The sequence below is a fragment of the Cupriavidus sp. H39 genome, assembly GCF_050271075.1.
Classification (GTDB): Bacteria; Pseudomonadota; Gammaproteobacteria; order Burkholderiales; family Burkholderiaceae; genus Cupriavidus; species Cupriavidus necator_B.
The window spans coordinates 2,342,190-2,368,817 of the sequence record NZ_CP189848.1 but is presented as its reverse complement, the minus strand read 5'-3'; the positions used below and the strand labels follow the sequence as shown (position 1 = coordinate 2,368,817).

At 64.8% G+C, this 26,628-nt stretch carries 28 protein-coding genes and 1 tRNA gene; 18 read left to right on the top strand and 11 right to left on the bottom strand.

From position 1 onward, the window contains the following. Positions 1 to 25: 25 nt before the first annotated feature. Positions 26 to 1,570 (bottom strand): efflux transporter outer membrane subunit, encoded by a 1,545-nt coding sequence (locus ACOCMH_RS26335; RefSeq protein ID WP_427310026.1) that lies wholly within the window; start codon positions 1,568 to 1,570, stop codon positions 26 to 28. 106 nt (positions 1,571 to 1,676) lie between these two features. Beyond that, the gene (locus ACOCMH_RS26330) at positions 1,677 to 2,162 is read right to left on the bottom strand and encodes a MarR family winged helix-turn-helix transcriptional regulator (protein WP_427310024.1); all 486 of its coding nucleotides are present in this window, start codon (positions 2,160 to 2,162) and stop codon (positions 1,677 to 1,679) included. A gap of 188 nt (positions 2,163 to 2,350) precedes the next feature. Between ACOCMH_RS26330 and typA the strand changes: the two genes are divergently transcribed. Together typA and ACOCMH_RS26320 are read left to right on the top strand one after the other, a co-directional pair. Beyond that, positions 2,351 to 4,171, top strand: coding sequence for a translational GTPase TypA (typA, locus tag ACOCMH_RS26325; protein WP_171516892.1), 1,821 nt, complete (start codon positions 2,351 to 2,353; stop codon positions 4,169 to 4,171). Positions 4,172 to 4,258: 87 nt separating this feature from the next. After that, a protein-coding gene (locus tag ACOCMH_RS26320) for an IS3 family transposase (protein ID WP_427308559.1) occupies positions 4,259 to 5,628 on the top strand; the annotation gives its coding sequence in 2 pieces (ribosomal slippage) (positions 4,259 to 4,742 and positions 4,742 to 5,628; 1,371 coding nt in all). 49 nt (positions 5,629 to 5,677) lie between these two features. On the opposite strand, the gene ACOCMH_RS26315 is transcribed toward ACOCMH_RS26320, so the two are convergent. Then, positions 5,678 to 6,541, bottom strand: a complete 864-nt coding sequence (locus ACOCMH_RS26315; RefSeq protein ID WP_427310022.1) for a sterol desaturase family protein — start codon at positions 6,539 to 6,541, stop codon at positions 5,678 to 5,680. A gap of 83 nt (positions 6,542 to 6,624) precedes the next feature. Beyond that, positions 6,625 to 6,750 (bottom strand): hypothetical protein, encoded by a 126-nt coding sequence (locus ACOCMH_RS26310; RefSeq protein ID WP_427310020.1) that lies wholly within the window; start codon positions 6,748 to 6,750, stop codon positions 6,625 to 6,627. A 33-nt stretch (positions 6,751 to 6,783) separates the two neighbouring features. On the opposite strand from ACOCMH_RS26310, the gene ACOCMH_RS26305 reads away from it, so the two are divergent. The 7 genes from ACOCMH_RS26305 to ACOCMH_RS26275 all read left to right on the top strand — a co-directional run bounded on the left by ACOCMH_RS26305 (position 6,784) and on the right by ACOCMH_RS26275 (position 13,318). Beyond that, complete coding sequence (locus ACOCMH_RS26305) at positions 6,784 to 8,349, top strand: methyl-accepting chemotaxis protein (protein ID WP_427310018.1); 1,566 nt, start codon at positions 6,784 to 6,786, stop codon at positions 8,347 to 8,349. Between the two features lie 105 nt (positions 8,350 to 8,454). After that, positions 8,455 to 9,543, top strand: coding sequence for an enoyl-CoA hydratase/isomerase family protein (locus tag ACOCMH_RS26300; RefSeq protein WP_427310016.1), 1,089 nt, complete (start codon positions 8,455 to 8,457; stop codon positions 9,541 to 9,543). Between the two features lie 128 nt (positions 9,544 to 9,671). Then, a complete protein-coding gene (locus ACOCMH_RS26295) occupies positions 9,672 to 10,232 on the top strand; it encodes an NADPH-dependent FMN reductase (RefSeq protein WP_171516888.1) in 561 nt (186 codons plus the stop codon). A 189-nt stretch (positions 10,233 to 10,421) separates the two neighbouring features. After that, positions 10,422 to 11,435, top strand: a complete 1,014-nt coding sequence (dusA, locus tag ACOCMH_RS26290) for a tRNA dihydrouridine(20/20a) synthase DusA (protein ID WP_427310014.1) — start codon at positions 10,422 to 10,424, stop codon at positions 11,433 to 11,435. 991 nt (positions 11,436 to 12,426) lie between these two features. Then, entirely contained in the window at positions 12,427 to 12,705 is a 279-nt protein-coding gene (locus tag ACOCMH_RS26285; RefSeq protein WP_427310013.1) for a hypothetical protein, read from the top strand. A 102-nt stretch (positions 12,706 to 12,807) separates the two neighbouring features. Further along, positions 12,808 to 12,883: transfer RNA gene (locus ACOCMH_RS26280), tRNA-His, on the top strand. A gap of 90 nt (positions 12,884 to 12,973) precedes the next feature. Beyond that, the gene (locus tag ACOCMH_RS26275; protein WP_427310011.1) at positions 12,974 to 13,318 is read left to right on the top strand and encodes a hypothetical protein; all 345 of its coding nucleotides are present in this window, start codon (positions 12,974 to 12,976) and stop codon (positions 13,316 to 13,318) included. Between the two features lie 38 nt (positions 13,319 to 13,356). Here ACOCMH_RS26275 and ACOCMH_RS26270 read toward each other — a convergent pair whose 3' ends face one another. Next, positions 13,357 to 13,527 carry a hypothetical protein gene (locus ACOCMH_RS26270; RefSeq protein WP_427310010.1) on the bottom strand — a complete coding sequence of 57 codons (171 nt, stop codon included), beginning with the start codon at positions 13,525 to 13,527 and terminating at the stop codon, positions 13,357 to 13,359. Positions 13,528 to 13,640: 113 nt separating this feature from the next. Beyond that, positions 13,641 to 14,294, bottom strand: a complete 654-nt coding sequence (gene lexA, locus ACOCMH_RS26265; protein WP_171516884.1) for a transcriptional repressor LexA — start codon at positions 14,292 to 14,294, stop codon at positions 13,641 to 13,643. Positions 14,295 to 14,546: 252 nt separating this feature from the next. Between lexA and ACOCMH_RS26260 the strand changes: the two genes are divergently transcribed. The 8 genes from ACOCMH_RS26260 to ACOCMH_RS26225 all read left to right on the top strand — a co-directional run bounded on the left by ACOCMH_RS26260 (position 14,547) and on the right by ACOCMH_RS26225 (position 20,581). After that, positions 14,547 to 15,539, top strand: a complete 993-nt coding sequence (locus tag ACOCMH_RS26260) for an asparaginase (protein ID WP_427310009.1) — start codon at positions 14,547 to 14,549, stop codon at positions 15,537 to 15,539. Between the two features lie 119 nt (positions 15,540 to 15,658). After that, positions 15,659 to 16,033: a 30S ribosomal protein S6 gene (gene rpsF, locus ACOCMH_RS26255; RefSeq protein ID WP_427310007.1), complete on the top strand. Its 375-nt coding sequence runs from the start codon at positions 15,659 to 15,661 to the stop codon at positions 16,031 to 16,033. Between the two features lie 86 nt (positions 16,034 to 16,119). Then, the gene (gene priB, locus ACOCMH_RS26250) at positions 16,120 to 16,419 is read left to right on the top strand and encodes a primosomal replication protein N (protein ID WP_427310005.1); all 300 of its coding nucleotides are present in this window, start codon (positions 16,120 to 16,122) and stop codon (positions 16,417 to 16,419) included. A gap of 3 nt (positions 16,420 to 16,422) precedes the next feature. Further along, positions 16,423 to 16,701 carry a 30S ribosomal protein S18 gene (gene rpsR / locus ACOCMH_RS26245; protein WP_006163606.1) on the top strand — a complete coding sequence of 93 codons (279 nt, stop codon included), beginning with the start codon at positions 16,423 to 16,425 and terminating at the stop codon, positions 16,699 to 16,701. A 32-nt stretch (positions 16,702 to 16,733) separates the two neighbouring features. After that, positions 16,734 to 17,186 (top strand): 50S ribosomal protein L9, encoded by a 453-nt coding sequence (rplI, locus tag ACOCMH_RS26240; protein ID WP_171516881.1) that lies wholly within the window; start codon positions 16,734 to 16,736, stop codon positions 17,184 to 17,186. 164 nt (positions 17,187 to 17,350) lie between these two features. After that, on the top strand, positions 17,351 to 18,742 hold the full coding sequence (locus ACOCMH_RS26235; protein ID WP_115661877.1) for a replicative DNA helicase: 1,392 nt from the start codon (positions 17,351 to 17,353) through the stop codon (positions 18,740 to 18,742). 191 nt (positions 18,743 to 18,933) lie between these two features. Continuing rightward, positions 18,934 to 19,560 carry a DUF47 domain-containing protein gene (locus tag ACOCMH_RS26230; protein WP_010809517.1) on the top strand — a complete coding sequence of 209 codons (627 nt, stop codon included), beginning with the start codon at positions 18,934 to 18,936 and terminating at the stop codon, positions 19,558 to 19,560. A gap of 13 nt (positions 19,561 to 19,573) precedes the next feature. Beyond that, complete coding sequence (locus ACOCMH_RS26225; RefSeq protein WP_171516880.1) at positions 19,574 to 20,581, top strand: inorganic phosphate transporter; 1,008 nt, start codon at positions 19,574 to 19,576, stop codon at positions 20,579 to 20,581. 69 nt (positions 20,582 to 20,650) lie between these two features. Here the strand turns inward: ACOCMH_RS26225 and ACOCMH_RS26220 are convergent, their stop codons facing one another. The 5 genes from ACOCMH_RS26220 to ACOCMH_RS26200 form a co-directional block, all read right to left on the bottom strand. After that, positions 20,651 to 21,322: a C40 family peptidase gene (locus ACOCMH_RS26220; RefSeq protein ID WP_427310002.1), complete on the bottom strand. Its 672-nt coding sequence runs from the start codon at positions 21,320 to 21,322 to the stop codon at positions 20,651 to 20,653. Positions 21,323 to 21,368: 46 nt separating this feature from the next. Next, a complete protein-coding gene (locus tag ACOCMH_RS26215) occupies positions 21,369 to 21,776 on the bottom strand; it encodes a hypothetical protein (protein ID WP_427310000.1) in 408 nt (135 codons plus the stop codon). A 126-nt stretch (positions 21,777 to 21,902) separates the two neighbouring features. After that, positions 21,903 to 23,606 carry a PhoH family protein gene (locus tag ACOCMH_RS26210; RefSeq protein ID WP_427309998.1) on the bottom strand — a complete coding sequence of 568 codons (1,704 nt, stop codon included), beginning with the start codon at positions 23,604 to 23,606 and terminating at the stop codon, positions 21,903 to 21,905. 444 nt (positions 23,607 to 24,050) lie between these two features. Further along, the gene (locus tag ACOCMH_RS26205; protein WP_427309996.1) at positions 24,051 to 24,515 is read right to left on the bottom strand and encodes a peroxiredoxin; all 465 of its coding nucleotides are present in this window, start codon (positions 24,513 to 24,515) and stop codon (positions 24,051 to 24,053) included. Positions 24,516 to 24,657: 142 nt separating this feature from the next. Beyond that, the gene (locus tag ACOCMH_RS26200) at positions 24,658 to 25,041 is read right to left on the bottom strand and encodes an Mth938-like domain-containing protein (RefSeq protein WP_427309994.1); all 384 of its coding nucleotides are present in this window, start codon (positions 25,039 to 25,041) and stop codon (positions 24,658 to 24,660) included. 320 nt (positions 25,042 to 25,361) lie between these two features. Here ACOCMH_RS26200 and ACOCMH_RS26195 point away from each other — a divergent pair, with 320 nt between their 5' ends. After that, a complete protein-coding gene (locus ACOCMH_RS26195; protein WP_427309992.1) occupies positions 25,362 to 26,597 on the top strand; it encodes a pyridoxal phosphate-dependent aminotransferase in 1,236 nt (411 codons plus the stop codon). The last annotated feature ends 31 nt before the right edge of the window (positions 26,598 to 26,628 follow it).

The window sequence follows — 26,628 nt, the reverse complement described above, 5'->3', positions numbered from 1 at the left end:
TGTCTGCGATCACTGGGTGCGCGGATCAGCCGCGCGCGCCCGCCTGGGTGTTGTCCGCTTGCTGCGCCTGGCCGTGGGCGGCGCTCTCGTGGCCTTCGGCGGGCTCCTGGTAGCCGCCGCCGAGCGCCTTCATCAGGCCCATCTGCAGGTCCAGCCGACGCGCCTGCAGGTCGGTCGCCAGGCGGCGCTGCTGCAGCACGTTGCTTTCCGCGTTGAGCACGGTCAGCTGCGTGCCCAGGCCGGCCTTGTAGCGCATGGTAGCCAGTGCGTAGGCGTGTTCGGCCAGGTCCAGCGCTTCGCGCTGGGTCTGGATCTGCTTGTCGACGCTGCGGATGCTGGTCACGGTGTCGGCGGTCTCGCGCAGCGCATCGACCAGCGCCTGGTTGTAGTTGGCCACGGCGATGTCGTAGCCGGCGTACTTGCCCTTCAGGTTGGCGCGCAGCTTGCCGCCTTCAAAAATCGGCAAACGGATGGTCGGGCCGATGCCGAAGGTGCGGCTGAGGCCCATCAGCAGCTTGGACGGATCCAGCGCCGCCAGGCCCGCGAACGCGGTCAGGCTGACGTCTGGCAGGAATTCCTTCTTGGCCACGTTGATGTCCTTCGACGCCGCTTCCACGCGCCAGCGCGCCGCCACCAGGTCAGGCCGGCGGCCCAGCAGGCCGATGGTCAGGTTGTCCGGCAGCGTCGGCGTGGCCTGCGCCAGCAGCACCGGGCGCTGGATCTGCAGGCCGCGGTCCGGGCCCTTGCCCAGCAGCGCCGCCAGCTGGTTGCGGGCCAGCGCGATTTCTTCCTCGACACGCTGCAGGTCGGTCTGCGATGCGGCCACGGTACCGCGCGCCTGCGTGGTTTCCACCTGCGTATCGAGGCCGGCTGCCAGGCGCTGGCGCGACAGCTCGGTCAGGTCGCGGCGCTGGGCGATGGCGCGCTCGGCCACGTCGCGCTGGGCATACAGCGCGGCAAGGCGGGCGTAGTTGCGCGAGATCGACGTTGCCAGGATCAGGCGCGCGGCCTGGCTTTCGGCTTCGGCGGCGCGGTCGTCGGACAGCGCGGCCTCGAGCGCATCGCGGTTCTTGCCCCAGAAGTCGAAGTCATAGGACAGCCCCACCTGCAGGCGCGACTGGTTCTGCCACGAGCCCGCCAGCGGCGTGCCTTCGAACAGGTCGTTGTTGGAGAAGCGCTGGCGCAGCAGGCTGCCCTCGAACTCCAGGTGCGGATAGAGCGCGCTGCGGGTGGCTTCGGCCATCGCGCGCGAGGCCTCCACGCGGGCAAATGCCGCTTGCAGGTTCGGGCTGTCCTTGACCGCCTCATCGACCAGCGCGCTCAGTTGCGGGTCCTGGAACTGGGCAACCCAGTCCTGCGACGGCCACTGGCCGTGTTCGCCGGGCAGGGTTTGCGAGGTGGCCATCGCGGCCGGGTCGGCCAGGGTCTGGGTGCTGTGCGAATTGCCGAGCGCCGCACAGCCGGCCAGCACCGCGGCGGCCATGGTGGTCAGCGCCAGCGTGCCGGCACGGCGCGCCAGCCCGCGGGGGCGGGCAGGCTGGAAAGATCGGAAAGTGAGAGCTTGTTTCATGGTGTTGCTCCGGGGGCCGGAGCCATACGGTTTCTACGGGCTGATACGGTGTCCTGGCCGCGCCGGCCGGACCCTCTGGCGTGCCGAAAAGCCGGCGCGCGGCCCGCTACCCGCTGTTGTTGTCGATGACCCGCCGCAACATGCTGCGCAGCAGCTGGATTTCGTCTTCCGAAAAACCGCGAAAGTGGTGCGCGAGGACCTTGCAAAAGATGGCGGGCAGCTGTTGCACCAGCTCCTGGCCTTGTGGCGTCACCGAGAGGTCAACGACGCGGCGGTCAGCGTCGCGGCGCCGGCGCTCGATCAGCCCGCGCTTCTCCATGCGGCTGAGCAAGCGCGTGACGGAGCCCATGTCGGTGTTGAGTTCGCGACCGAGATCGGTGACGGTCGAGGCCCGGCCGGTGGCCAGCATCATCAGGCAGCTGGCCTGGGCCTGGGTGATGTCCAGGCCGCTGACTTCCTGTTCGACCCCGTGGGCCAGCATGTTCTTGGCGCGCTGCATCAGGTAGCCGACGCTGTCGCACATCTGGTACTGGGAGGGTTCGAACGACACGGCCGGGGTGGCGGCCAGGTCAGAAGCGGGAAGCTGTGACATCTTTGCCTTTGCAATCTTTGCTGAGGCAAATATATGTTCACGTTTAACGATAAGCAAGAACGGAAATTCGTTATTGCGAATTACGCAATTATTTTCCCTATGTCATGGGCAGTTCCCGTCAACGCGTCTTGCGCCGCAACATGCTAGAATGTTGGGTTACCTCAGATTCTCCAAAGCGAGACGCAGCAATGACCCGCGCCATCCGAAATATCGCCATCATCGCCCACGTCGATCATGGCAAGACCACCCTGGTCGACCAGCTCCTGCGCCAGGCAGGCACCTTCCGCGACAACCAGCAAGTCGCCGAACGGGTGATGGACTCGAACGACCTGGAAAAGGAACGCGGGATCACGATTCTCGCGAAGAACTGTGCCGTCGAGTACAACGGCACCCATATCAATATCGTCGACACCCCGGGCCACGCAGACTTCGGCGGTGAAGTGGAGCGCGTGCTGTCGATGGTCGACGGCGTGCTGCTGCTGGTCGACGCCGTCGAGGGCCCGATGCCGCAGACCCGCTTCGTCACGCGCAAGGCTCTGGCGCTGGGCCTGAAGCCGATCGTGGTGGTCAACAAGATCGACCGTCCGGGCGCGCGTCCGGACTGGGTCATCAACCAGACCTTCGACCTGTTCGACAAGCTGGGCGCCACTGACGAGCAGCTGGACTTCCCGGTGATCTACGCCTCGGGCCTGAACGGCTTTGCCGGCCTGACCGAAGACGTGCGCGATGGCGACATGAAGCCGCTGTTCGAGACCGTGCTGGACAAGGTGCCGGTGCGTGACGACGACCGCGACGGCCCGCTGCAGCTGCAGATCATCTCGCTGGACTACTCCAGCTACGTCGGCAAGATCGGCGTGGGCCGCATCTCGCGTGGCCGCGCCCGTCCGCTGCAGGACGTGGTGGTCAAGTTCGGCCCGGAAGGCAACCCGATCAAGGGCCGCATCAACCAGGTGCTGAAGTTCCAGGGCCTGGAGCGCGAGATCGTGCAGGAAGCCGAAGCCGGCGACATCGTGCTGATCAACGGCATCGAAGAACTGGGGATCGGCTGCACCGTGTGCGCGCCGGAAGCCCAGGACGCGCTGCCGATGCTGAAGGTGGATGAGCCGACGCTGACCATGAACTTCTGCGTCAACACCTCGCCGCTGGCAGGCCGTGAAGGCAAGTTCGTGACCAGCCGCCAGCTGCGCGAGCGCCTGGACCGCGAACTGAAGTCCAACGTGGCGCTGCGCGTCGCCGATACCGGCGACGACACCATCTTCGAAGTGTCGGGCCGCGGTGAGCTGCACCTGACCATCCTGCTGGAAAACATGCGCCGCGAAGGCTACGAGCTGGCGGTGTCGCGTCCGCGCGTGGTGTTCAAGGAAATCGACGGCGTCAAGTGTGAGCCGTATGAGCTGCTGACCGTGGATGTCGAAGACAGCCACCAGGGCGGCGTGATGGAAGAACTGGGCCGCCGCAAGGGCGAACTGCTCGACATGGCGTCGGACGGCAAGGGCCGTACCCGCCTGGAATACCGCATCCCGGCCCGCGGCCTGATCGGCTTCCAGGGCGAGTTCCTGACGCTGACGCGCGGCACCGGCCTGATCAGCCATATCTTCGACGACTACGCGCCGGTGCGCGAAGGCGGCCTGGGCGAGCGCCACAACGGCGTGCTGATCTCGCAGGACGACGGCGATGCCGTGGCCTACGCACTGTGGAAGCTGCAGGACCGCGGCCGCATGTTCGTCAAGCCGGGCGATGCGCTGTATGAAGGCATGATCATCGGCATCCACAGCCGCGACAACGACCTGGTGGTCAACCCGATCAAGGGCAAGCAGCTGACCAACGTGCGCGCCTCGGGCACCGACGAAGCCGTGCGCCTGGTGCCGCCGATCCAGATGTCGCTGGAATACGCGGTGGAATTCATCGCCGACGACGAGCTGGTCGAACTGACGCCGAAGAGCATCCGCCTGCGCAAGCGCCACCTGAAGGAGCACGAGCGCAAGCGTGCTTCCCGCGAAGGCGCATAAGCACCTAAGCGCTGACGCTGATCAAAAAAAACCGCGCCTGCCTGAACTGCACCCCAAAAGTTGGACACCAACTTTTGGGGTGTTTTCATGTATAGGTACACCGAGCAGTTCAGGCTGTCGGTCATCAAGGAATATCTGGACGGGCAGGTAGGCGCCAGTACGCTTGCCAAGCGCCATGGAATAGACGACGGCACGGTGCGACGCTGGGTGGCAGCCTATCGGCTGCACGGCAAAGCCAGCCTCAAGCGCAGGTACAAGACCTACAGCGCCGAGTTCAAGCTCTCGGTGCTCGAGCGGATGCGCCGCCAAGGCTTGTCGCATCGGGAAGTGGCGGCGCTGTTCGACATTCGCAATATCGGCGCCATTGGCGTGTGGGAACGCCAGTATGATGCTGGGGGTTTAGAAGCTCTGACGCCTCGGCCTAAGGGACGGCGGCCCAGCAAGATGCCACAACGGACTCCCAAGACAAAGCCATCGCGGTCTTCAGACGACCGTACGCGCACACGCGAGGAACTCCTTGAAGAGTTGAACTACCTGCGCATGGAGAACGCGTACCTAAAAAAGCTCGACGCCTTGGTTCAAGCGAGCAAGACCTCTGCGCAACCCAAAAGGCGCAAATAGTGCTTGAGCTGAGGCAGCAGTTTCCATTGTCCGGTTTGCTGAGGGTGGCGGAGCTGGCGCGCAGCACCTTCTACTACCAGCAGGCGGTGCTCCAGGCCCAGGACAAGTATGCGGAGCTGAAAACGCGCATTCGCGAACTCTTCGCCCGACACATGGGTCGTTATGGCTACCGCCGCATCACAGCGGCGATCCGGCAAACCGGCACGGTCGTCAACCACAAGACGGTTCAGCGGCTCATGCGCGAGATGGGATTGAAGTCGTTGGTCCGGCCAAAGAAATACCGATCCTACAAGGGCATGGTGGGGCGTGTCGCGCCCAACGTTCTGCAACGGCGATTCCACGCCGAACGCGCGAATCGGAAGTGGGTAACCGACGTGACCGAATTCAACGTGGCCGGCGAGAAGCTCTACCTTTCCCCGGTGCTGGACCTGTACAACGGCGAGATCATCGCCTACGAGACTGCCCGCAGGCCCGCCTTTGAGATGGTGAGGAATATGCTGAAGAAGGCGTTCCGCCGCCTCGGCCCGAAGGATCGACCCATACTGCATTCCGATCAGGGCTGGCAGTACCAGATGCCGGCCTATCAGCAAATGCTCAAAAAGCGCAGCGTCCGTCCCAGCATGTCGCGCAAGGGCAATTGTCTGGACAACGCCGCCATGGAAAGCTTCTTCGGCACCCTGAAGTCCGAATTCTTCTACCTGAACAAATTCGCCAGCGTCGAGCAACTACAGCAAGGCCTGGCCCAATACATTCACTACTACAATCACGACCGCATCAAACTCAAACTAAAAGGGCTGAGTCCCGTGAAGTACAGGACTCAGCCCTCTCAAGCCTAGCCAATCACTGTCCAACTTTTTGGGGTCAGTTCAGCCAGGCGCGGTTTTTTTATTGCGTGTCCGGCAGCGTCGCCGGCATGGCGGCACGCGGGCTGCGCCATTCCGGTGGCTTCCACAGATAGCGCAGCTCGCGGTCGCGCCAGGCGTCGCCGAACATGTCGCGCCATTCGTGGAAGGTCAGCGTCAGCGGGTCATGGCTGCGCACCTGGCGCGTAATGCCGTACACCGGTGCCTCGCGCTCCGGGACGAAGGTGCCGAACAGGCGATCCCAGATGGTCAGCACGCCGGCATAGTTGCGGTCGATGTACTGCGGGTTCTTCGCGTGGTGGACGCGATGGACCGAAGGCGTGTTCAGCAGCCGCTCGACCAACGGCCAGCGCTGCCCGAGCCGCGTATGGACAAAGAACTGGAAGGCCAGGTTCAGGCCCACGGCAAGGATCACCCAGTCCGGCGTGAAGCCGATATACGCCAGCGGAATCCAGAACAGCCACATGCCCGACAGCGGGTACGTCAGGCTCTGCCGGAACGCGGTCGAGAAATTCATGCCCTCCGACGAATGATGCGTCACGTGCGAGGCCCACAGCCAGCGCACGCGATGGCTGGCGCGATGGAACCAGTAGTAGAGGAAGTCCTGCAGCAACAGCAGCAGTGCGAACGACCACAGCGTCTGCGGCATGGCCTGCAGCCCGTGCTGGTAGCACCACGTATAGACGGTGCGGACCATCAGCCAGAGGAAGAACGCATCGGAGGCCTGGTGCATCAGCGCCAGCACGGCGTTGGAGAGGGTGTCGCGCAGGCTGTAGACGGCAGGGTCGCGGCGCGCCCAGTACCACGCTTCTGCACCGATGGTCAGCACGAAGACCGGCGCAAAGGCCAGCAGCACGAGTCCGGGATCCAGCGAGGCGGTGTTCATCCCGCCAGTTTGCCCGTTCGCCGCGAAATTGCCACGAGGGCTTCCTCCAAACGGCGGTGCGTGCGCAATGCGCGCCGTATCCATCACTTGATGGTGATGATGTACTGCCACGCAATTCTGTCACGCGTGTGAAGGCAATCAATACGGGTAAAGGATGCGGCGCGCGCGCCGTAGTTGGACAGGGCAGCGGCGCGGCGCGCCGCCTTCATTCCAGTTTCCTCATTTCTCCCGGAGCCTCATCCATGTTCAAGAACACGACTATCGGCGCCCGATTGTGGTTTCTCACTATCGTCACTAATTTGTTGTTGCTGATTGTCGGTGCCGTGGGCTGGCTTGGCATGTCGCGCAGCAATGAGGCAACACACCAGATCTATGAGCAGCAGCTGTCGGCTGCGGTCAACCTCGCCGAGGCGCGTTCGAACCAGTTGCTGGTGCGCGTGCTGCTGGACCAGGCCACCTTTGCCGCCGATCCGGCCGACGCCAAGGCGCGCGCGGCGACCGCGGAAGGCTTTGCGCGCGAATCGGAAAAGGCCTGGAAAGCCTATCTCGCGCTGCCGCGTTCGGCCGATGAAGCCAGGGTGGTCGAAGACGTCACCGCCAAGCGCGATGCGTTGTTCAAGCAGGGCGTCGCGCCGATGATCGCCGCGCTCCATGCCGGCGATCGCGATGGCGTGATGAAGGCCGTGCTCGAAACCATCCCGCAGCTCGACATCGCCTTTACTGCCGTCAACACTGAACTGAACAAGCTGCAGGTGGCCAGCGCGAGGCAGGTCTACGAGGCGTCGCAGCAGCGCTACCGCAACCTGTTCACGCTGTCCGTGTGCGTGCTGGCGGTGGGGCTGGCGTTCAGCACGGTGGTGGCGTGGCGCCTGCGCCGTTCGATCGTGCAGCCGCTGGACACGGCGATTGCGCGCTTCGAAAAGATTGCCGGCGGTGACCTGAGCGTTGCCGCGTCCGGCGGCGAAGCGATGGCCGACGAAGCGGCACGCAGCGAGACCGCGCGCATGCTCGGCATGCTGGGCCGGATGCAGGCCAGCCTGGTGGCCATGGTGGGCGACGTGCGCGGCGGCGCCGACTCGATCGCCGCGGCCAGCAAGCAGATTGCCAGCGGCAATGCCGACCTGTCGCAGCGCACCGAACAGCAGGCGGCCTCGCTGGAAGAGACCGCGTCGAGCATGGAGGAGCTGACCAGCACCGTGCGCCAGAATGCCGACAGCGCCCGCGAGGCCCGCGCACTTGCCACGGATGCCGCCACCCTGGCCGGGCGCGGCAGCGAAGCCGTCCTGCGCGTGGTCAATACCATGCAGTCGATCGACGCCAGCTCGGGCAAGATCGTCGACATCATCGATGTGATCGAGAAGATCGCCTTCCAGACCAACATCCTGGCGTTGAACGCGGCGGTGGAAGCGGCGCGTGCCGGGGAGCATGGCCGCGGCTTTGCCGTGGTGGCGGGCGACGTGCGCGACCTGGCGCAGCGCTGCGCCAGTGCCTCTAAGGAAATCCGCACGCTGATCGGCGCCTCGGTGGCCAATGTGCGGGAAGGATCGGGACTGGTCGATGATGCGGGACGCGCGATGCAGGACATCGTCGATGCGGTGCAGCGTGTCAGCGCCCTCATCGGCGATATCAGCGCGGCGTCGGACGAGCAGTCCAACGGCATCGATCAGGTCAACGTGGCCGTGTCGCAGATGGACAGCATGACGCAGCAGAATGCCGCGCTGGTGGAGCAGGCCGCGGCCGCTGCGGCATCGCTGGAAGAACAGGCGCAGCGCCTCACTTCGCTGGTGGCGACGTTCCGGCTGGCCTGAACGGGCACGGCGCATACGTCTCCGCATGCGCCGCACGCTGCCCATGAGCGTGCGCTGGCCAGGGTGACTGGCGTAAAATTGCCAGTTGCATTGGAGGAGTACGACATGACTGAATTCGTCACGACCGAGGTCCGCGGCGGCATCGGGTACCTGACGCTGAACCGCCCGCAGGCGCTCAACGCCCTGTCGCTCGACATGATCCGCGCCATCACGCAGGCGCTGCAGGACTGGGCCGCAGCCCCGGAGGTGGCAGCCGTGGTGGTGGCCGGTGCCGGCGGCAAGGCGTTCTGCGCTGGCGGCGATATCCGCTATTTCCACCAGGCGGCGCATGCGGGCGATCCGCTGCTCGACCAGTTTTTTGTTGAGGAATACGCGCTCAATTTCCTGATCCACCGCTACGCCAAGCCTTATATCGCCCTGATGGACGGCGTCGTGATGGGTGGCGGCATGGGCATCTCGCAGGGCGCACGCCTGCGGTTGGTCACCGATCGCACCAAAATGGCCATGCCCGAAACCAATATCGGGCTGTTTCCGGATGTGGGCGGCGGCTGGTTCCTGGCGCGCACACCCGGACGCATCGGCGAATACCTGGGCCTGACCGGCACCGTGATCCATGCCGCCGACGCCTTGTACGCCGGCCTGGCCGATGCTTACCTGCCCGGCAACCGCCTTGCGGAACTGGTCGACTCCCTGCGCGCGCAGCAATTTGCCAGCGGCGCTGCGGTGCTGGCGCATATCGAGACCTTCACCGCCGCGCACCGCGAAGATTGCGTGCCCGCGCAAAGCACGCTGGCCGGGCTGTCGGAGCAGATCAACCAGCTGTTCGCCGGCAACACCGCGCTGGATATCCTTGCCGCCGTCAGCGATGCACCGGGCGACTGGGCCGCGCAGACCGCCGCCATGCTGCGCAGCCGCTCGCCGCTGATGCTGTGCGTGACGCTGGAGCAGATCCGCCGCGCGCGCAGCATGTCGCTGGAAGACGAACTGCGCATGGAACTGGACATGATGCACTACGTATTCCGCAAGGGCGACGGCGTGGAAGGCATCCGCGCGCTGGCGGTCGACAAGGACCACAAGCCGCGCTGGCAGTACGCACGGCTCGACGAAGTCAGCCGCGAGAAGACGCTGTCGTTCTTCGACAGCCCATGGCGGCCCGAGGCGCATCCTCTGGCGGCGCTGGGCAAGCATGACTGACATCGCTGCGCAGGACACCTCGGGGCCGACTCGGGTAGAGTGACGGCAGGGTCCGGCGCTTGCGGCACGGCCATGCCGTGCGCGGGCGCCGCCTGTGCCATTCCGTCCACACCGTCAAAGGAGCCGTAATGAGTGATCCTCGTGATGTCGTTGTACTGGTGGGAAGCCTGCGCAAGGAGTCATACAACCGCAAGCTGGCCAAGGCGTTGATCGCACTGGCGCCAGCGCAGCTCAAGCTGGAAATCGTCGAGATCGGCAACCTGGAGTTGTACAACCAGGACCTCGACGACAAGCCGACCCAGGCCTGGACTGCGTTCCGCGACCGTATTCGCCGTGCCGACGCAGTGCTGTTCGTGACCCCGGAATACAACCGCTCGGTGCCGGCGCCGCTGAAGAACGCCATCGACGTGGGCTCGCGTCCGTATGGCAGCAGCGTCTGGGACGGCAAGCCCGGCGCCATCGTCAGCGCATCGCCAGGCGCCGTCGGCGGCTTCGGTGCCAACCACCACCTGCGCCAGTCGCTGGTATTCCTGAATATCCCCATCCTGCAGCAGCCCGAGGCCTATATCAGCGGCGTCGACAAGCTGTTTGACGAGCAGGGCGGCATTGCCAACGAGTCGACCAAGGGGTTCCTTGGCAAGTTCCTGGCCACGTTCGCCACCTGGATCGAGCGCACCGCGCCGCGCTGAGCGGCACGCAGTGGGGCGCAGCAGACCTTGGCACGGTAGCCTATACTCACGTCTTCGCGCGGGCCGGCCACTCGCTGTACGCGTGGCCGCCCCAGCCGCCGGGTGCCGTGACCTGCATATGTCGCGGCGCTGCGTCCCGGGATCCTGCGGTGCCGCCGCGCCCGGACCGCCTCCAAACGCTGTATTTCCATGAACGTAAATCCCCGCCGCATTTCGGTTGCGCCGATGATGGACTGGACCGACCGTCATTGCCGCATGTTCCATCGCCAGCTCAGCCGCCACACTTGGCTGTATACCGAAATGGTGACCACCGGCGCGCTGCTGCATGGCGACGTGCCGCGCCACCTCGACTTCGATGCGGCCGAGCATCCGGTCGCGCTGCAACTGGGCGGCAGCGAGCCGGCCGATCTCGCCATGGCGGCGAAACTGGGCCAGCAGTGGGGCTATGCCGAGATCAACCTGAATTGCGGCTGCCCCTCCGAGCGGGTGCAGCGCGGCGCCTTCGGTGCCTGCCTGATGGCCGAGCCGCAATTGGTGGCGGACTGCGTGAAGGCGATGCGCGATGCGGTGGAGATTCCGGTGACCGTGAAGCATCGCATCGGCATCGACAAGATCGAGCACTACGATTTCGTTCGCGATTTTGTCGGCAAGGTGGCGCAGGCGGGTTGCGGCACGTTTATCGTCCACGCGCGCAATGCGATCCTGAAGGGCCTGAGCCCGAAGGAAAACCGCGAGATTCCGCCGTTGCGCTATGAGGTGGCGTACCAGCTCAAGCGCGAATTTCCGGAGCTTGAGATCCTGATCAACGGCGGCATCGTCAGCCATGATGAAATCGTGGCCCACCTCGAGCATGTCGACGGCGTCATGATCGGACGCGAAGCGTATCACCAGCCGTACGTCCTGGCGGAAATGGACGCGCGCTTCTATGGCGATACCGGGGCGCCGGTGCCATCGCGGCTCGATGTCGAACTGGCGATGCAGCGTTATATCGGCGACCTTGTGGAACAGGGCGGATATATGGGGGCCGTGACACGGCACATGCTAGGCCTGCATCGTGGCATCGCCGGCGGACGCGGCTGGCGCCGCGTGCTGTCCGATGCAAAGCGCATGCATGCGGTGCGCACGCGTGCCGAGGTGGATGCGCTGTTCGACGAGGCGCGCACGCATTTGCGTCCGCACGCAGAAGAGCCGCTGGCCGCGTAAGCGCGCACGGCCTCGTGCCGAGGCTGCGCTCTAACTTCGAATCGTGAAAATATGCATGGCGGCGCGCGGGCTCCGCGCGCCGCACATGAGATGCCGGATCGCCCGGAAAGCGGCGTCCGGAAAGGGATTCCCCTAATTCGCTGAGGCAGGGCACTTTCTTACACTGTGCCTGCCCTCGAATACAGGGCTTTCTTCAACTGATTATTAGCCCGCTCCGGCGGGCTTTTTTTTCGTTGGCGCGTCGGCGATTTGATGTTCGCCGCATGGCGCTCTTCGTTTACCCGAATGGTGCATTCCCCGCGTGGCAGTTAGAGTGCAACGGCCTTCAGGGCATTTGAGATCGCTAAAGTTAAGAGTCCGCGCTGCGGACTCTTTTTTTGCGCGCTCGGCCGGCACCACCGGGACGAACGGGTTTGACCAACTTGCCGCGCAAGCGTTCCATCGGTCACGCAGAATGGATTTTCGCTGAATCCGCATCGAGGCCGTTATCGCGTATGGCTGATGCCCACGTCCAGTGTGCCGTAAGTCGTGATGCTCGATTCCCTGCCGTCGGCGCCGCCTGCAGCGCATCCGCCGAGCCAGCCCGCCAGCGCCATCACGGCAAGTATCCTCGTCCTCCATCTACACTTGTTCTGCATGGCCTGTTCGCTGTGTTCGATCACGTCGGTTGGTCTCGCTCGCGGGCAGGAGGTTCCATCGCAGGCATGGCGCGCCATGGAGGCATCGACTAGCCAAGGGAAGGGAAAAAGAGGCAGGCGGCCAATGGGGCGGGCCGCCTGACGGGAAGGTCGAGGGGGGTCAATGTCCCTCGGACTCGAGTATCGCTTCGGGCACGTGCCGCATGAACCCTGCCGAGGTAGGGGCTGTGTTCAGCATATGGGTTGGCTGGCGGGGGTTTCCGGGAGTAGTGCAAGACCCGTGATACGATGGCCGGCACGTTCCCCAGGGGAGATCGGACGCGGCATGCGGACTGTGCCGGCGGGGAGGCAGCATGGACAAAGACAACGTGGAAAACGAAGCGCCGTTCGGCGTCGTCTATGAAGACTTCAGGGTGATCTGGGTGGCCGAGCAGCTCCAGGATGGTAAATGGACGGCGCGCTACTGCTGGCACCCCGGTACTTCCGCTGCCGCAGGCAAGGCGCTGCAGGAAGCCGTGCTGAATGGCAAGTCACGCCGGTTGCTGGGGCAATTTGATACCGAAGCAGAAACCATCGCAGCCATCAAGCAGGCGGTCCTGCTCGAGGCCAAATGGAGCCCGCCGCGATCCTGACCCTGTCCGGCAAAAATTTTTGTGCGGGATACTAGCCATCTCGAAAATCTGTTTGTATAATCTTGTTTTTCGTCGATCAGCGCTTCGCTGATGACCTCTACGGTGGCTGTAGCTCAGTTGGTAGAGTCCAGGATTGTGATTCCTGTCGTCGTGGGTTCGAGTCCCATCAGCCACCCCAAGCATTTTCCAGAACGGCGCCTCGCAAGGGCGCCGTTTTGCATTCCCCGGGGGTGGTATGTCTGTTCGAGCGGCACTGATTGGCGTAGCGATGGCAACCATGGTGGCAGGGTGTGCCACGGGTACTTCCGAGAAAGATGTCCGCGCGCGCCCGCCGATGCGCCTGTTCACGCCGGCCAAGATGGCCGATGTCGCGAAGTGCCTGCGCAACAACCTCGGCGATGACGCGACGCTGGTCCAGTTGCCCGCGAAAAATCAAACCGAAATCCGCATCGGCCAGACCGTCGCAAGCGGCCAATACCAATACGCCTACCTGATCTCGCTGACGGCACAGGCCGACGGCACCGCGCTGGAATTGCGCAAGACCGATACCTGGTTTCCCCAGCTGACGCCGGTGGAACTGGAAGCTGAAGCGAAGGCGTGCGCGCGTAGCTGACCGAGGCGGAGCAGTCGCGTCGAAGGCGTCCGCGAATATCAGGCGGCCAGTTTTTCGGAGGTTTCCAGTTCAAGCATGCGGCAGATTGCGGCCATGCTGCCGACCATGGTACGGCGCTGCGTACCCTGATAGACGCGTACGCCCTTGCTCTGGCGAAACGGCACGGGCTTGACCGGACGGCGGGCGGCGACGTGGTGGATTTGCGGCATGGTGGCACCTCTTTTTTGGCAAAGCGGGGTCAACACCCGGCAAGCCGGGCGGCATCTGCAAAGCAATGGGAGCGGGTGGGCCCGCGCGGGCTGACCGCCCGCGATCGTGGCCGCTAGAAACCGGAAGAGCGGATCAGCCCGACGGCGATGCCTTCCAGCGAGAACTCTTCACCGGGCTCGACGATGATGTTGGTGAAGTCGGGGTTCTCGGCAATCAGTTCGATATGGCCACCGCGCCGCTGCAGGCGCTTGACGGTGACGTCGTCGCCCAGTCGCGCGACTACGATCTTGCCGTTGGCGGCTTCGCTGGCGCGGCGCACCGCGAGCAGGTCGCCGTCGAGGATGCCGGCGTCGCGCATGCTCAGCCCGCGCACGCGCAGCAAATAATCCGGGCGCTCATCGAAGACCGAGGCATCGACCTGGTACTGGCGGTCGATATGCTCGGCGGCCAGGATGGGGCTGCCGGCCGCCACGCGCCCTACCAGCGGCAGCGTCAGCTGCATGACGCCGGCCATCGGCAACGAGAACTGGTCCGGCAGTTCCGAATCGCTGCGCGCTACCTTCAGTCGGATGCCGCGCGACGCGCCCGGCGTCAGTTCGATCACGCCTTTGCGCGCCAGTGCGCGCAGATGTTCTTCCGCGGCATTGGGCGAGGAAAAACCGAACTCCGCTGCGATCTCGGCGCGGGTGGGCGGAAAGCCGGTGCGGCGGATCGTGTTGCGGATCAGATCGAAAATCTGCTGCTGCCGGGGTGTCAGGGTCGCCATGGGATCGCCGTTCCGTGCAGGGCCCCTGGGCCGGATGACGGGGAACTCTGGTCCGTTATCCTGCGTCCGGCGGGCCGGGCACTGTATGTTTAAACAGTATGCTGTGATTTTATACAGTATCGGCGTCAGCGCAAGCAGAATTTTGAGGCGTGTCGCATGGACGTCCGCAGTGCGCCTGGTCCCGGCAGCGGCAAGGCGCGTGCGCCCGCTACAATCGCGGTTGCCTTCCACAACGATTCCTTGCGCGATCCCATGACCCAATTGCCCCGCATTGTCGTATTGGCCACTGGCGGCACCATCGCCGGCGCGGCCGGCAGCGCCGCCAGCAGCGCCCGCTACCAGGCGGCGACCGTGCCGGTGGCCTCCTTGCTGGCCGCGGTGCCGCCCTTGCGGTCGGTCGCCCGCATCGAGGCCGAGCAGGTGGCGCAGGTCGACAGCAAGGACATGACCTTCGCGCTCTGGCAAACACTGGCGGCGCGGGTGGGGCACTGGTCGGCGCAGCCGGACGTTGCCGGAATCGTGATCACGCACGGCACCGACACCCTGGAAGAAACCGCGATGGCGCTGCACCTGACGCAATCGTGCCCGGTGCCCGTGGTGCTGACCGCGGCGATGCGTCCGTCGACGTCGCTGTCGGCGGACGGGCCGCTGAACCTGCTGGATGCGGTGCGCGTCGCCGGCCATCCGGATGCGCGCGGCAAGGGCGTGCTGGTGGTGCTGAACCAGCAAATCCACGCGGCGCGCGACGTGGCCAAGGCGCATACGTCGGCGGTGGATGCCTTTGTTTCGCCGTGCGGGCCGCTGGGTTTCGTCCAGGATGAATATGTGCGCTTTGTCCGGTCGCCGCGGGCGGCGTCGATCATCGGGCCGATGCCGGCGGCCTGGCCGGTGGTGGAGATCGTGGCGAGCTATGCCCAGCCTGGGCGGGTGGTGGTGGATGCGCTGGTGCAGGCTGGTGTCGCCGGTCTGGTGGTGGCCGCGGCCGGCAATGGCTCGGTCCATGAGGTGCTGGCAGCCGCGCTCGCCGACGCCGCCGGAGCCGGGATGGCGGTGGTGCGCAGTTCGCGTACCGGTGCGGGCCATGTGGCGATCCCGCCGCAACCGAGTCCTGCCGACGGTGTGTTCGTGTCGGCCGCGGACCTCAACCCCTATAAGGCGCGCGTGTTGCTGGCGTTTGCCCTGGCGGCAGATGCGGGATTGGCGCGCGATCCGGCGAGGCTGCAGGCGGTGTTCGCCAGTGCCTGATTTGCCCGTGTAATCAGTGGCTTGCGCTGATGCCGTGCGGCGGGCTATAATTTAAGGCTATTTAACCTTGCCACACCGGACTCGTGACGCCCGGGTGGCTAATCCCAAAAGGAGCGTCAATGCGTCATTACGAAATCGTCTTCATCGTCCACCCGGACCAGAGCGAACAAGTGCCGGCCATGATCGAGCGCTACAAGCAGCTCGTGACCTCGCAGAACGGCAACGTTCACCGCGTGGAAGACTGGGGCCGTCGCCAGATGGCTTACATGATCCAGAAGCTGGCCAAGGCTCACTACGTTTGCCTCAACATCGAATGCGGCAAGGAAACGCTGGCTGAACTGGAACACGCGTTCAAGTTCAACGACGCCGTCCTGCGCCACCTGATCGTGCAGACCAAGAAGGCCGAGACCGCACCTTCGCCGATGATGAAGGAAGTGCAGCGCGAAGAAGCCCGCAAGGCCGCGCAAACGACCACCGAAGCCCAGGCCGCCTGAGTGCGGACTGCGGTGCGCGCCGTGGCTGACAGCGTCGGCCAGGGCACGGGAAACAGCAAGGATTGCAACCAGCAAGAGGCCCCGCGTTGAACCAGCTTCGGCTTGCCGCCACCCTGGCGGAACGCGATGCCCTGCGCTATACCCCGGCCGGGGTCCCCGTCGTCAACTGCATCCTGCAGTACAGCGGCGAGGCCGTCGAGGCGAACACGCCGCGGCAGGTCGAGTTTGCAATCGCAGCGATGGGGATCGGCCAGGTTGGCCAGCGTCTGGAGCGGCTGCCGCTCGGCACGCTGCTCGACTGCGAAGGATTCCTGACCCGCAAGCACCGCAACAGCAAGGCTCTCGTCTTTCACATCACTGGATGTAAAGCATTCGAAAAGGATTGAATCATGGCATTCGTCAAACGTGACAACAAGAACAAGAAGCGCTTCCAGCAACAGAACCCGCTGTTCAAGCGCAAGCGCTTCTGCCGCTTCACCGTGGCTGGCGTGGAACAGATCGACTACAAGGATCTGGACACCCTGAAGGACTTCATCGGCGACAACGGCAAGATCACGCCGGCCCGCCTGACCGGTACCAAGGCCCACTATCAGCGTCAGCTGGATACGGCCATCAAGCGCGCGCGTTTCCTCGCGCTGATGCCGTACACCGACCTGCACAAGAACTGATCAGGCCCTAGGTCCGTCAAGGAGAGAACACGATGCAAATCATTCTGCTGGAAAAAGTCGTCAACCTGGGCAACCTGGGTGACATCGTCAAGGTGAAGGACGGTTACGCCCGTAACTTCCTGATCCCGGGCAAGAAGGCCCGCCGCGCCACGCAATCCGCGATCGCCGAATTCGAAGTCAAGCGCGCCGAGCTGGAGAAGGCCGCCGCCGAGAAGCTGGCCGCCGCGCAAGCCGAAGGCGAGAAGCTGAACGGCCTGACCGTCCAGATCTCGCAGAAGTCGGGTGTCGACGGCCGCCTGTTCGGTTCGGTGACCAACGCCGACATCGCTGAAGCCCTGGCTGGCCAAGGCTACAAGCTGGAAAAGGCTCAGGTTCGCATGCCGAACGGTCCGCTGAAGATGGTCGGCGACCACCCGGTCAGCGTTGCGCTGCACACGGACGTCGTGGTCGACGTGACCGTGTCGGTGGTGGGCGAGAGCGTCTAAGGACGCGCCGCCTCGGCCAGCGCATCGCGCCGGCCAAAGCCCGCAAGCATGGCAAAGAAGGCAGGAGCCCCGGCTCCTGCCTTTTTTGTTGCCCGCCTGCCTTTGACGGCGCAGTCGCCAAATGTACGTCGAAGTGTGTCCGCCCGCCGTTATAATCCCTCCCCATGAACGCGCCCGTCGCCGACCCCCAACTCGATAACCTCAAGGTCCCGCCGCACTCCATCGAAGCCGAGCAATCGGTGCTGGGTGGCCTGCTGCTGGACAACGCCGCCTGGGACCGCATCGCGGACTTTCTTTCCGAGGCGGATTTCTACCGTTTCGACCACCGGATGATCTTCCAGAGCATCGCCCGGTTGATCTCGGCCACCAAGCCGGCCGACGTGATCACGGTCTACGAGATGCTGCAAGTGGCCGGCAAGGCCGAAGAGGTGGGCGGGCTGGCGTACCTGAATTCGCTGGCGCAGAACACCCCCAGCGCGGCCAATATCCGCCGCTACGCGGAAATCGTGCGCGAGCGCTCGGTGCTGCGCAAGCTGGTGACGGTGGCCGACGATATCGCTTCAGCCGCGTTCGCGCCCAAGGGCCGCGAAGTGCGCGAGTTGCTCGACGAGGCCGAGTCCAAGGTCTTTGCGATCGCCGAAGAGGGCTCGCGCGGGCAGAAGGGCTTCCAGGAAATCCAGCCGCTGCTGACCCAGGTGGTGGAGCGCATCGACGAGCTGTATCACCGCGATTCGACCACCGATGTCACCGGCGTGCCGACCGGCTTCATCGACCTGGACAAGATGACCAGCGGCATGCAGCCGGGCGACCTGGTCATCGTCGCCGGCCGCCCGTCGATGGGCAAGACGGCGTTCTCGCTGAATATCGGCGAGCACGTGGCGGTGGAGCAGGGCTTGCCGGTCGCCGTGTTCTCGATGGAAATGGCGGGCACGCAGCTGGCCATGCGTATGCTGGGCTCGGTCGGCCGCCTCGACCAGCACCGGCTGCGGACCGGGCGCTTGCTCGACGAAGACTGGCCGCGGCTGACGCATGCGATCCAGCGCATGAACGACACCCAGCTGTTCATCGACGAAACCCCGGCGCTGAACCCGATGGAACTGCGCGCCCGCTCGCGCCGCCTGGCACGCCAGTGCGGGCAGCTGGGCCTGATCATCATCGACTACCTGCAGCTGATGTCGGGTTCGGGTGGCGGCGAGAACCGCGCCACGGAAATTTCAGAAATTTCCCGTTCCCTGAAGGGCCTGGCGAAGGAGCTGAATTGCCCGGTGATCGCGCTGTCGCAGCTGAACCGAAGCCTGGAGCAGCGTCCCAACAAGCGCCCGGTGATGTCCGACCTGCGCGAATCCGGCGCTATCGAACAGGATGCCGACGTGATCCTGTTCATCTACCGCGACGAAGTCTATAACGCCGACTCGCAGGACAAGGGCACCGCCGAGATCATCATCGGCAAGCAGCGTAACGGCCCGATCGGCACGGTGCGCCTGACCTTCCTCGGCCAGTTCACGAAGTTCGACAACTTCAGCGGCGGCCCGGCTTTCTTCGACAACGACACCTGACGAAGTCAAGCGGGGCAGCCATCCTCGGTGCCATCCCGTCTCGTTTGCGCCAAATTCGCGGGCAATGTCCCGCTAACCCTGTAAAATATTGCGCTTTGATGACAGCCGCTGCGCGCGGCGGTCATGCAACGCGTCCGCTTAATCCCGCAACACCATCCGCAGCGCCAGCACGCTGCCACAAGGAACATTCCATGTTCGGCCGATTCATGCCCACCGAGGGCAAGTTCTTCGAATATTTCAACCAGCATGCCGACTGCGCGGTGACCGCCGCCCATGAACTGCAGGCGCTGGTCAACGACCTGCCCAACGCCGAGGCCCATGCCCGCCGCGTCCAGGCCACCGAAAAGAAGGCCGACCGCATCACGCACGACACCATCGACCTGCTGCACAAGACTTTCATCACGCCGCTGGACCGTGACGAAATCCACAAGCTCATCACGACCATGGACGACATCCTGGACCTGATGGAAGACGTGGCCGAGACCATCTCGCTCTATGACGTGACCAACCTGACCGACGAGGCGCTGCGCCTGGCCGCGATCTGCGTGCAGTGCTGCGACCAGGTCAAGATCGCGGTGGGCCTGCTCGAGGACATGGGCAATGCCAGCACCATCCTGAAGACTGCGCAGCAGATCGACCAGCTGGAATCCGAGGCTGACCGCGTGATGCGCTCGGCGATGTCCAAGCTGTTCCGCGACGAGACCGACGTCAAGCGCCTGATCAAGCTGAAGGCGATCTACGAACAGCTCGAGACGATCACCGACAAGTGCGAGGACGTCGCCAACATCATCGAAGGCATCGTCCTGGAAAACGCCTGAGGCGGCTATCGGCATGCAGACCATACAAATGAGCCTGTGGGTGATCGCCTTGCTGGTGGCGCTGGCACTGCTGTTCGACTTCATGAACGGCTTCCACGACGCGGCCAACTCGATCGCCACGGTGGTGTCCACGGGCGTGCTCAAGCCCCACCATGCGGTGGCGATGGCGGCGATGTGCAACGTCGTCGCAATCTTTGTCTTCCACCTCAAGGTGGCGGCCACGGTGGGGACGGGGACCATCGATGTCAATATCGTCGACCACTACGTCATCTTCGGCGCGCTGGTCGGGGCGATCGCCTGGAACGTCATCACGTGGTACTACGGCATTCCGTCATCCTCGTCGCACGCGCTGATCGGCGGGCTGGTGGGCGCGGCGGTGGCCAAGGCCGGCACCGGTGCGCTGGTGGGCAGCGGCTTGCTGAAGACCGTTGCCTTCATCCTGATTTCGCCATTGCTCGGGTTCATCCTCGGCTCGCTGATGATGGTGATCGTGGGCTGGACCTTCTTCCGCACGCCGCCGTCGCGCGTGGACCGCTGGTTCCGCCGCCTGCAGCTGGTCTCGGCCTCGATGTACAGCCTGGGGCATGGCGGCAATGACGCGCAGAAGACCATCGGCATCATCTGGATGCTGCTGATCGCGAGCGGCCATGTGGTCGCCGGCGGCCAGCCGCCGACGTGGGTCATCGTCAGCTGCTACGTCGCCATCGGCATGGGCACGCTGTTCGGCGGCTGGCGCATCGTGCGCACCATGGGCCAGAAGATCACCAAGCTCAAGCCGGTCGGCGGTTTCTGTGCCGAGACCGGCGGCGCCATGACGCTGTTCTTTGCCTCGGCGCTGGGCGTGCCGGTCTCGACCACGCATACCATCACCGGCGCCATCGTCGGCGTGGGCTCGGCACAGAAGATGTCGGCGGTGCGCTGGGGTGTGGCGGGCAATATCGTCTGGGCCTGGGTGCTGACGATTCCGGCCTCGGCGTTCATGGCGGCGATCGCATGGTGGATCGGGCGCCATATCCTCTAACGCGGATCGGTCGCTCGTGCAAAAAGCCAGGCAGATGCCTGGCTTTTTGTTTGCCCGGGTGCCGCGCGTTCAGCGGTTGACGAAGGCGGCGATGGGATCGTCGTCGTCGGGCAGGGGGGCCGGTTCCGGCACCAGCGGAGTCGGGGCCGGAGCGGGGATTGGAGTCGCCGGCTGGTTGATCGCGCCGGCCACCACGCGCCGTGCGCCGTTGTAGCGCGTGGCCCAGTAGGGCTTGCCCATGTCCTCAAGCCGCACGGTGCCGCCGGACGATGGCGCATGGACAAAGCGGTTCTGGCCGACGTAGATGCCGACGTGCGAGTTGGCGCGTCCGGTGGTATTGAAGAACACTAAGTCGCCGGAAGCGACTTCGCTGCGGTCGAGCGTGGTGCCGCGGGTCCCCATGGCTTCGGTGGTGCGCGGGAGGTTCACGTTGGCGGCACGAGATACCACATAGCGCACCAGCCCGCTGCAGTCGAAGCCGGCGTCCGGCGTGTTGCCGCCGTAGCGGTATGGCGTGCCGACCAGCGACATCGCCTGGATCGAGATTTCCTCGAGCCCGGCGCTGGGATCGACCATGGGCTTGCCGGGCGGACGCGGCGGGCCGCCATGGCGAGACGGCGGGGCGCTGGCGCACGCCGCCAGCACCAGGGCGGCGGCGCACAGCAGCGGCAGGCCGGCGCGGGCCAGCGGCACGGGCACTGCGGGAGGATTGGAAGAGCTGCTGGTACGGCGCAATGGCATCCCTGGATTCCGGTCGCGGGCCTGCCGGCGCACCGAAACCTTGCCGCTACCAGCGTAGCTGGGCGTTGCGCGTACCGGTGCTGACCTTGATCGACTTGGGCTGGCCCTTGTAACTGGCCTCGATATTGTAGCTGCCTTCGGGCGCACGTATCAGGCAGCGGGGGCCGGCGGCGCGGAAGGTGGCAACCTCCTGCTCGTCGCGCACCAGCTTGACCGCAACGTCGGACAGGAACTCGCCCGCGGCGCCCTGCGTGAACACGATGCCGATATTGAAATCCTTCTCGCGCGCGGCCAGCGCCTCGCGCTCGTCTTCGGCGACACCGCCGCAGACATAGCTGACCGGGCCCATGGTGCGGATCACCAGGTCGTCAGCCGCGGCGCGCGCCTGGAGCGGGCTGGCCAGGAACATGGCGGCGCCGATCAGCGCGGCCAGGCGGAGATGCTGTGGGTTCATCGACGCCTCCAGTGGGGATGCGGGACAACAAGCGGAGCTGCGGACATCATAGCCGCATTGCGCTTGCCGATCACGGCAGCGGGCCCGGGCAACCCCACGTAGCAGGGCGCCGGGCCGCTGCCCGCGTCAGAGCACGTCGCCGGCGTGGTCGGCCAGGCGCGAGCGCTCGCCGCGCGCCAGCGTGATATGGCCGCTGTGGCTCCAGCCCTTGAAGCGGTCGACCACGTAGGTCAGGCCCGATGAGCCCTCGGTCAGGTAGGGCGTGTCGATCTGCGCGATATTGCCCAGGCAGATGATCTTGGTGCCCGGACCCGCGCGCGTCACCAGCGTCTTCATCTGCTTTGGCGTCAGGTTCTGCGCCTCGTCGATGATGACGAACTTGTTGACGAAGGTGCGGCCGCGCATGAAGTTCATGCTCTTGACCTTGATGCGCGAGCGGATCAGCTCCTGCGTCGCGGCGCGGCCCCAGTCGCCGGCGCTGTCGTCGCTCTTCTGCAGCACTTCGAGGTTGTCGTCGAAGGCGCCCATCCACGGCTGCATCTTCTCTTCCTCGGTGCCGGGCAGGAAGCCGATGTCCTCGCCCACCGGCACGGTGGCGCGGGTGACGATGATCTCGTTGTAGAGCTTCTGGTCCAGCACCTGCTCCAGGCCTGCCGCCAGCGCCAGCAGCGTCTTGCCGGTACCGGCCTGGCCCAGCAGCGTGACAAAGTCGATGTCCGGATTCATCAGCAGGTTGAGCGCGAAGTTCTGTTCGCGGTTGCGCGCGGTCACGCTCCACACATTGTTCTTGTGGTGCGTGTAGTCCTTCAGCGTCTGCAGCAGCGCGGTCTTGCCGTTGATCTCCTTGACCTGCGCATAGAGCGGCAGGCTGCCGTCCACGGGCTCGAGGTAGACGAACTGGTTGACCAGGAACGACGGCACCAGCGGACCGGTAAGGCGGTAGAACATGGCGCCGGACTTGGGATCCTGCCAGCTTTCGACCCCCTTGCCATGCTTGGTCCAGAAGTCGCCGGGCAGCTGCATCACGCCCGCGTAGAGCAGGTCCTTGTCTTCGAGGACCTGGTCGTTGAAATAGTCTTCGGCCGGCAGGCCCAGCGCGCGCGCCTTGATGCGCATGTTGATGTCTTTCGACACCAGCACGACCTGGCGCTCCGGATATTGCTGCTGCAGCGCGCTGACCACGCCCAGGATCTGGTTGTCGGCCTTGCCCTGGGGCAGCCCTTCAGGCAGCTTGATGTCGTTCAGGCGTGTCTGGAAAAAGAGCTTGCCCTGTGCATCGCGGTTGCCCAGCCTGGCCAGCGGCAGGCCTTCGTCGAGCACGCCGTCGGTGCCGCCCACCAGCGAATCGAGCGTGCGGCTGACCATGCGCGCGTTGCGCGCAACTTCGCTCATGCCCTTCTTGTGGTTGTCCAGTTCTTCGAGCGTCATCATCGGCAGGTAGATGTCGTGCTCTTCGAAGCGGAACAGCGAGGCGGGGTCGTGCATCAACACGTTGGTGTCGAGCACGAACAGCTTGCTCGGGCCTTCGGCCTTGCGCGCGCGGCGCGTGGGGCCGGTCGACGGCTTGACCAGGCTGACCGGGGCGGCGGTGACGGCCGGGGTCGATACCGCCGGCGTCTCGGTGCTGCGGGCGCGGGTGCCGCCGGCGGCGCGGGCCTGGACTTCAGGCGCCTGCGTATCGCCGGTTTCCAGCAATGCCACGCGCTCGAGCGCCGGCACAGGTTTCTTGCCCTGTGTGGCGGCTTTGGCCTTAGGCACCGCGGAAACCGGAGCAAACTCGCTCGGGTCCAGCAATTGGGCAGGCTTGGCGGGCATGGTAGGCAGCGGCATGCTTGGCTTTCCTTTCAGGGGGACAAGAAGGGGGCGGGGCTGTCCGGTCCGCGGCGCCGCGCATCATCGGCGATAGCCGACGCGTGCGATACGGCGTGGCGGAGCATGGCCGGGGCATGCAGGCGCGAGACACCCGGCGCGGACAGGCATGAGCGCAGACGCGGCTGCAAACAAAAAAGCCGCCATGCCTGTGGAACAGGGTTGGCGGCTCTTTGGCGGACTGCCGACACGGCAGGTCCGCTACCGGCCTGTGGCACGAAGCGCCTGGGCCGGGGAGTCGAAACAGCGTGGCATCCGGAATCTGAACTCATTACGGGCCAATGTATCTGAAGGCTTTGGGTTTGGCAATTGGGTTTCCTAGCGTTTGTCACAGCGGTTTGCCACAGCTGCCACAGCGCGTCCGGATCGAATCCGTTACGGGCAACGCTGGCGGCCAGCGATGCTTCAGATGCCGCGCACCATCTCCAGCACTTCGTCGACGTGGCTGGGCACCTTGATGCCGCGCAGCTCGTGTCGCAGGATGCCCTTGCCGTCGATGACAAAGGTGCTGCGCTCGATGCCGCGGTGCTCCTTGCCATACAGTTTTTTCATCTTGATGACGTCGAACAATGTGCACACATTTTCGTCGGCATCGGAGATCAGTTCGAACGGCAGTTCAAGCTTGGCCTTGAAATTTTCGTGCGAGCGCAAGCTGTCGCGCGAGATGCCGAACACCTGCACGCCGGCCTTCTCGAAATCCTCATACTGGTCGCGGAAGTTCATCGCCTCCGTGGTGCAGCCCGGCGTGTTGTCCTTCGGGTAGAAGTACAGCACCACCGTCTTGCCGCGGTAGTCGGCCAGGCGGAAGGTGGCATCGCCGGTCATCGGCGCGCTGAAGTCGGGGATGGCCTTGTTGAGACTGACGGTCATGCTTGTGGCTCCTTGGGGGGAGGGGCAGGGATCGGTGAGATCGTTGGAATCGGGAGAGGGGCTGCCGCCTCAGCGCGAGCAGATTGGGGCGCCTCGCGCGGACTTCAAGCGTGGCGCCCGCTCAACTTTTCCGGGAGGCGCTTCAGGCGGCCCCCGGCTCGAGCAGCAGCACCGCCGCCACCTTGCGGCCCTCGGCCATCAGGATGTTGTAGGTGCGGCACGCCGCCTGCATGTCCATGGCGTCGACGCCGACATGGCGGCGCGCCAGCGATGCGGTCAGGCGCGGGTGCGGAAAGCGCAGCCGCGCGCCGGTGCCAAGCAGCACCACTTCGGGCCCCAATTCGGCCAGTTGCTCGAAATGCGCAGGCTCCAGGTCTTCGAAGCGGCTGACCGGCCAGGGCCGGACTTCGCCCTCCGGCATGACCAGGACCGAATTGGTGTGGCGGACGAGGTTGATTTCGATATACCCGGGCCCGTAGGCCGTGACGGTGTTGAGCGACTGGGGCTGGTCGGCGTGGAGTTTCACTTGGGAGTCTCGGCGGTGGCCGCCGCGGGCTGGCGCGCCGGTCCGCGAGGCGGAGGGCAGGCGGGCCGGGCGGCGCAATGGACGGGCAATAGCGGACGGGCGACAGCAAGCAGGCGGCAGCGGTGCGCGCGGATAGCGCACGCTGCAATGCAAGAATCCCTGCCGAAGTCTGTCATAATCCGATAAATTATAGCTTTTGCCTCCCTGTCTGCCACGTTGGCGTTGCATCGCAGCGGACGGCGCCTCCGCATTCTTTCAGATTCGCCCCGATTCCCAGTCCGGTGCCGCCGACGCGGCACGCCACGCTTGCCGACATCGCCGTGAAACCCATCCAGAAATCCAACAAACTCAATAACGTTTGCTACGACATCCGCGGTCCGGTGCTGGAAAAGGCCAAGCAGATGGAGGAAGAAGGGCACAAGATCATCAAGCTGAATATCGGCAACCTGGCCGTATTCGGTTTTGACGCCCCCGAAGAGATTCAGCAGGACATGATGCGAAACTTGCCGAATTCGGCAGGTTATTCCGATTCCAAGGGCATTTTCGCCGCACGCAAGGCGATCATGCACTATACCCAGCAAAAAAATATCGAAGGCGTCGGCCTGGACGATATCTATGTGGGCAACGGCGCCTCCGAGCTGATCGTGATGGCCGTCAACGCGCTGCTCAATACCGGCGACGAAGTGCTGGTGCCGGCGCCGGACTATCCGCTGTGGACCGCCGCGGTGAGCCTGTCGGGCGGCACGCCGGTGCACTATATCTGCGACGAGTCCAACGACTGGATGCCCGATGCGGCCGATATCCGCGCGCGCATCACGCCGCATACCAAGGCCATCGTCATCATCAATCCGAACAACCCTACCGGGGCGCTGTATTCGGACGAACTGCTGCGCGAGATCGTCGCGATCGCGCGCGAGCATGGCCTGATCATCTTCGCCGACGAGATCTACGACAAGGTCCTGTACGACGGCAACACCCACACCTCGATCGCCTCGCTGTCGACCGACGTGCTGACGGTAACCTTTAACGGCCTGTCCAAGAACTACCGCTCGTGCGGCTACCGCGCCGGCTGGATGGTGGTGTCGGGCGACAAGCGCCCGGCCATCGACTACATCGAAGGCCTGAACATGCTGTCGTCGATGCGCCTGTGCGCCAACGTGCCGGGCCAGTGGGCGATCCAGACCGCGCTGGGCGGCTACCAGAGCATCAACGACCTGGTCGCCGAAGGTGGGCGCCTGCGCCGCCAGCGCGACCTCGCCTATGACCTGATCACCGCGATCCCGGGCGTGACCTGCGTCAAGCCCAAGGCCGCGCTATACCTGTTTCCGAAGCTGGACCTGTCGATGTACCCGGTGCAGGACGACCAGGAGTTCATCTATGAACTGCTGCAGGAGTCCAAGGTGCTGCTGGTGCAGGGCTCCGGCTTCAACTGGGCCAAGCCCGACCATTTCCGCATCGTGTTCCTGCCGCATGAGGAAGACCTGCGCGAGGCCATCGGCCGCATCGCGCGCTTCCTCGAGGCGTACCGAAAACGCCACGGCAAGGCAGCGGCCTGATTTCCCCCGGCCGCGCCGCAACCCATCCTTA

What these genes read in the sequence shown, in the direction of transcription:
- ACOCMH_RS26335 (WP_427310026.1), bottom strand. Translation starts at nt 1,570, where the DNA reads ATGAAACAAGCTCTCACTTTCCGATCTTTCCAGCCTGCCCGCCCCCGC.
- ACOCMH_RS26330 (WP_427310024.1), bottom strand. Translation starts at nt 2,162, where the DNA reads ATGTCACAGCTTCCCGCTTCTGACCTGGCCGCCACCCCGGCCGTGTCG.
- typA (WP_171516892.1), top strand. Translation starts at nt 2,351, where the DNA reads ATGACCCGCGCCATCCGAAATATCGCCATCATCGCCCACGTCGATCAT.
- ACOCMH_RS26315 (WP_427310022.1), bottom strand. Translation starts at nt 6,541, where the DNA reads ATGAACACCGCCTCGCTGGATCCCGGACTCGTGCTGCTGGCCTTTGCG.
- ACOCMH_RS26310 (WP_427310020.1), bottom strand. Translation starts at nt 6,750, where the DNA reads ATGAAGGCGGCGCGCCGCGCCGCTGCCCTGTCCAACTACGGCGCGCGC.
- ACOCMH_RS26305 (WP_427310018.1), top strand. Translation starts at nt 6,784, where the DNA reads ATGTTCAAGAACACGACTATCGGCGCCCGATTGTGGTTTCTCACTATC.
- ACOCMH_RS26300 (WP_427310016.1), top strand. Translation starts at nt 8,455, where the DNA reads ATGACTGAATTCGTCACGACCGAGGTCCGCGGCGGCATCGGGTACCTG.
- ACOCMH_RS26295 (WP_171516888.1), top strand. Translation starts at nt 9,672, where the DNA reads ATGAGTGATCCTCGTGATGTCGTTGTACTGGTGGGAAGCCTGCGCAAG.
- dusA (WP_427310014.1), top strand. Translation starts at nt 10,422, where the DNA reads ATGAACGTAAATCCCCGCCGCATTTCGGTTGCGCCGATGATGGACTGG.
- ACOCMH_RS26285 (WP_427310013.1), top strand. Translation starts at nt 12,427, where the DNA reads ATGGACAAAGACAACGTGGAAAACGAAGCGCCGTTCGGCGTCGTCTAT.
- ACOCMH_RS26275 (WP_427310011.1), top strand. Translation starts at nt 12,974, where the DNA reads ATGGCAACCATGGTGGCAGGGTGTGCCACGGGTACTTCCGAGAAAGAT.
- ACOCMH_RS26270 (WP_427310010.1), bottom strand. Translation starts at nt 13,527, where the DNA reads ATGCCGCAAATCCACCACGTCGCCGCCCGCCGTCCGGTCAAGCCCGTG.
- lexA (WP_171516884.1), bottom strand. Translation starts at nt 14,294, where the DNA reads ATGGCGACCCTGACACCCCGGCAGCAGCAGATTTTCGATCTGATCCGC.
- ACOCMH_RS26260 (WP_427310009.1), top strand. Translation starts at nt 14,547, where the DNA reads ATGACCCAATTGCCCCGCATTGTCGTATTGGCCACTGGCGGCACCATC.
- rpsF (WP_427310007.1), top strand. Translation starts at nt 15,659, where the DNA reads ATGCGTCATTACGAAATCGTCTTCATCGTCCACCCGGACCAGAGCGAA.
- rpsR (WP_006163606.1), top strand. Translation starts at nt 16,423, where the DNA reads ATGGCATTCGTCAAACGTGACAACAAGAACAAGAAGCGCTTCCAGCAA.
- rplI (WP_171516881.1), top strand. Translation starts at nt 16,734, where the DNA reads ATGCAAATCATTCTGCTGGAAAAAGTCGTCAACCTGGGCAACCTGGGT.
- ACOCMH_RS26235 (WP_115661877.1), top strand. Translation starts at nt 17,351, where the DNA reads ATGAACGCGCCCGTCGCCGACCCCCAACTCGATAACCTCAAGGTCCCG.
- ACOCMH_RS26230 (WP_010809517.1), top strand. Translation starts at nt 18,934, where the DNA reads ATGTTCGGCCGATTCATGCCCACCGAGGGCAAGTTCTTCGAATATTTC.
- ACOCMH_RS26225 (WP_171516880.1), top strand. Translation starts at nt 19,574, where the DNA reads ATGCAGACCATACAAATGAGCCTGTGGGTGATCGCCTTGCTGGTGGCG.
- ACOCMH_RS26220 (WP_427310002.1), bottom strand. Translation starts at nt 21,322, where the DNA reads ATGCCATTGCGCCGTACCAGCAGCTCTTCCAATCCTCCCGCAGTGCCC.
- ACOCMH_RS26215 (WP_427310000.1), bottom strand. Translation starts at nt 21,776, where the DNA reads ATGAACCCACAGCATCTCCGCCTGGCCGCGCTGATCGGCGCCGCCATG.
- ACOCMH_RS26210 (WP_427309998.1), bottom strand. Translation starts at nt 23,606, where the DNA reads ATGCCGCTGCCTACCATGCCCGCCAAGCCTGCCCAATTGCTGGACCCG.
- ACOCMH_RS26205 (WP_427309996.1), bottom strand. Translation starts at nt 24,515, where the DNA reads ATGACCGTCAGTCTCAACAAGGCCATCCCCGACTTCAGCGCGCCGATG.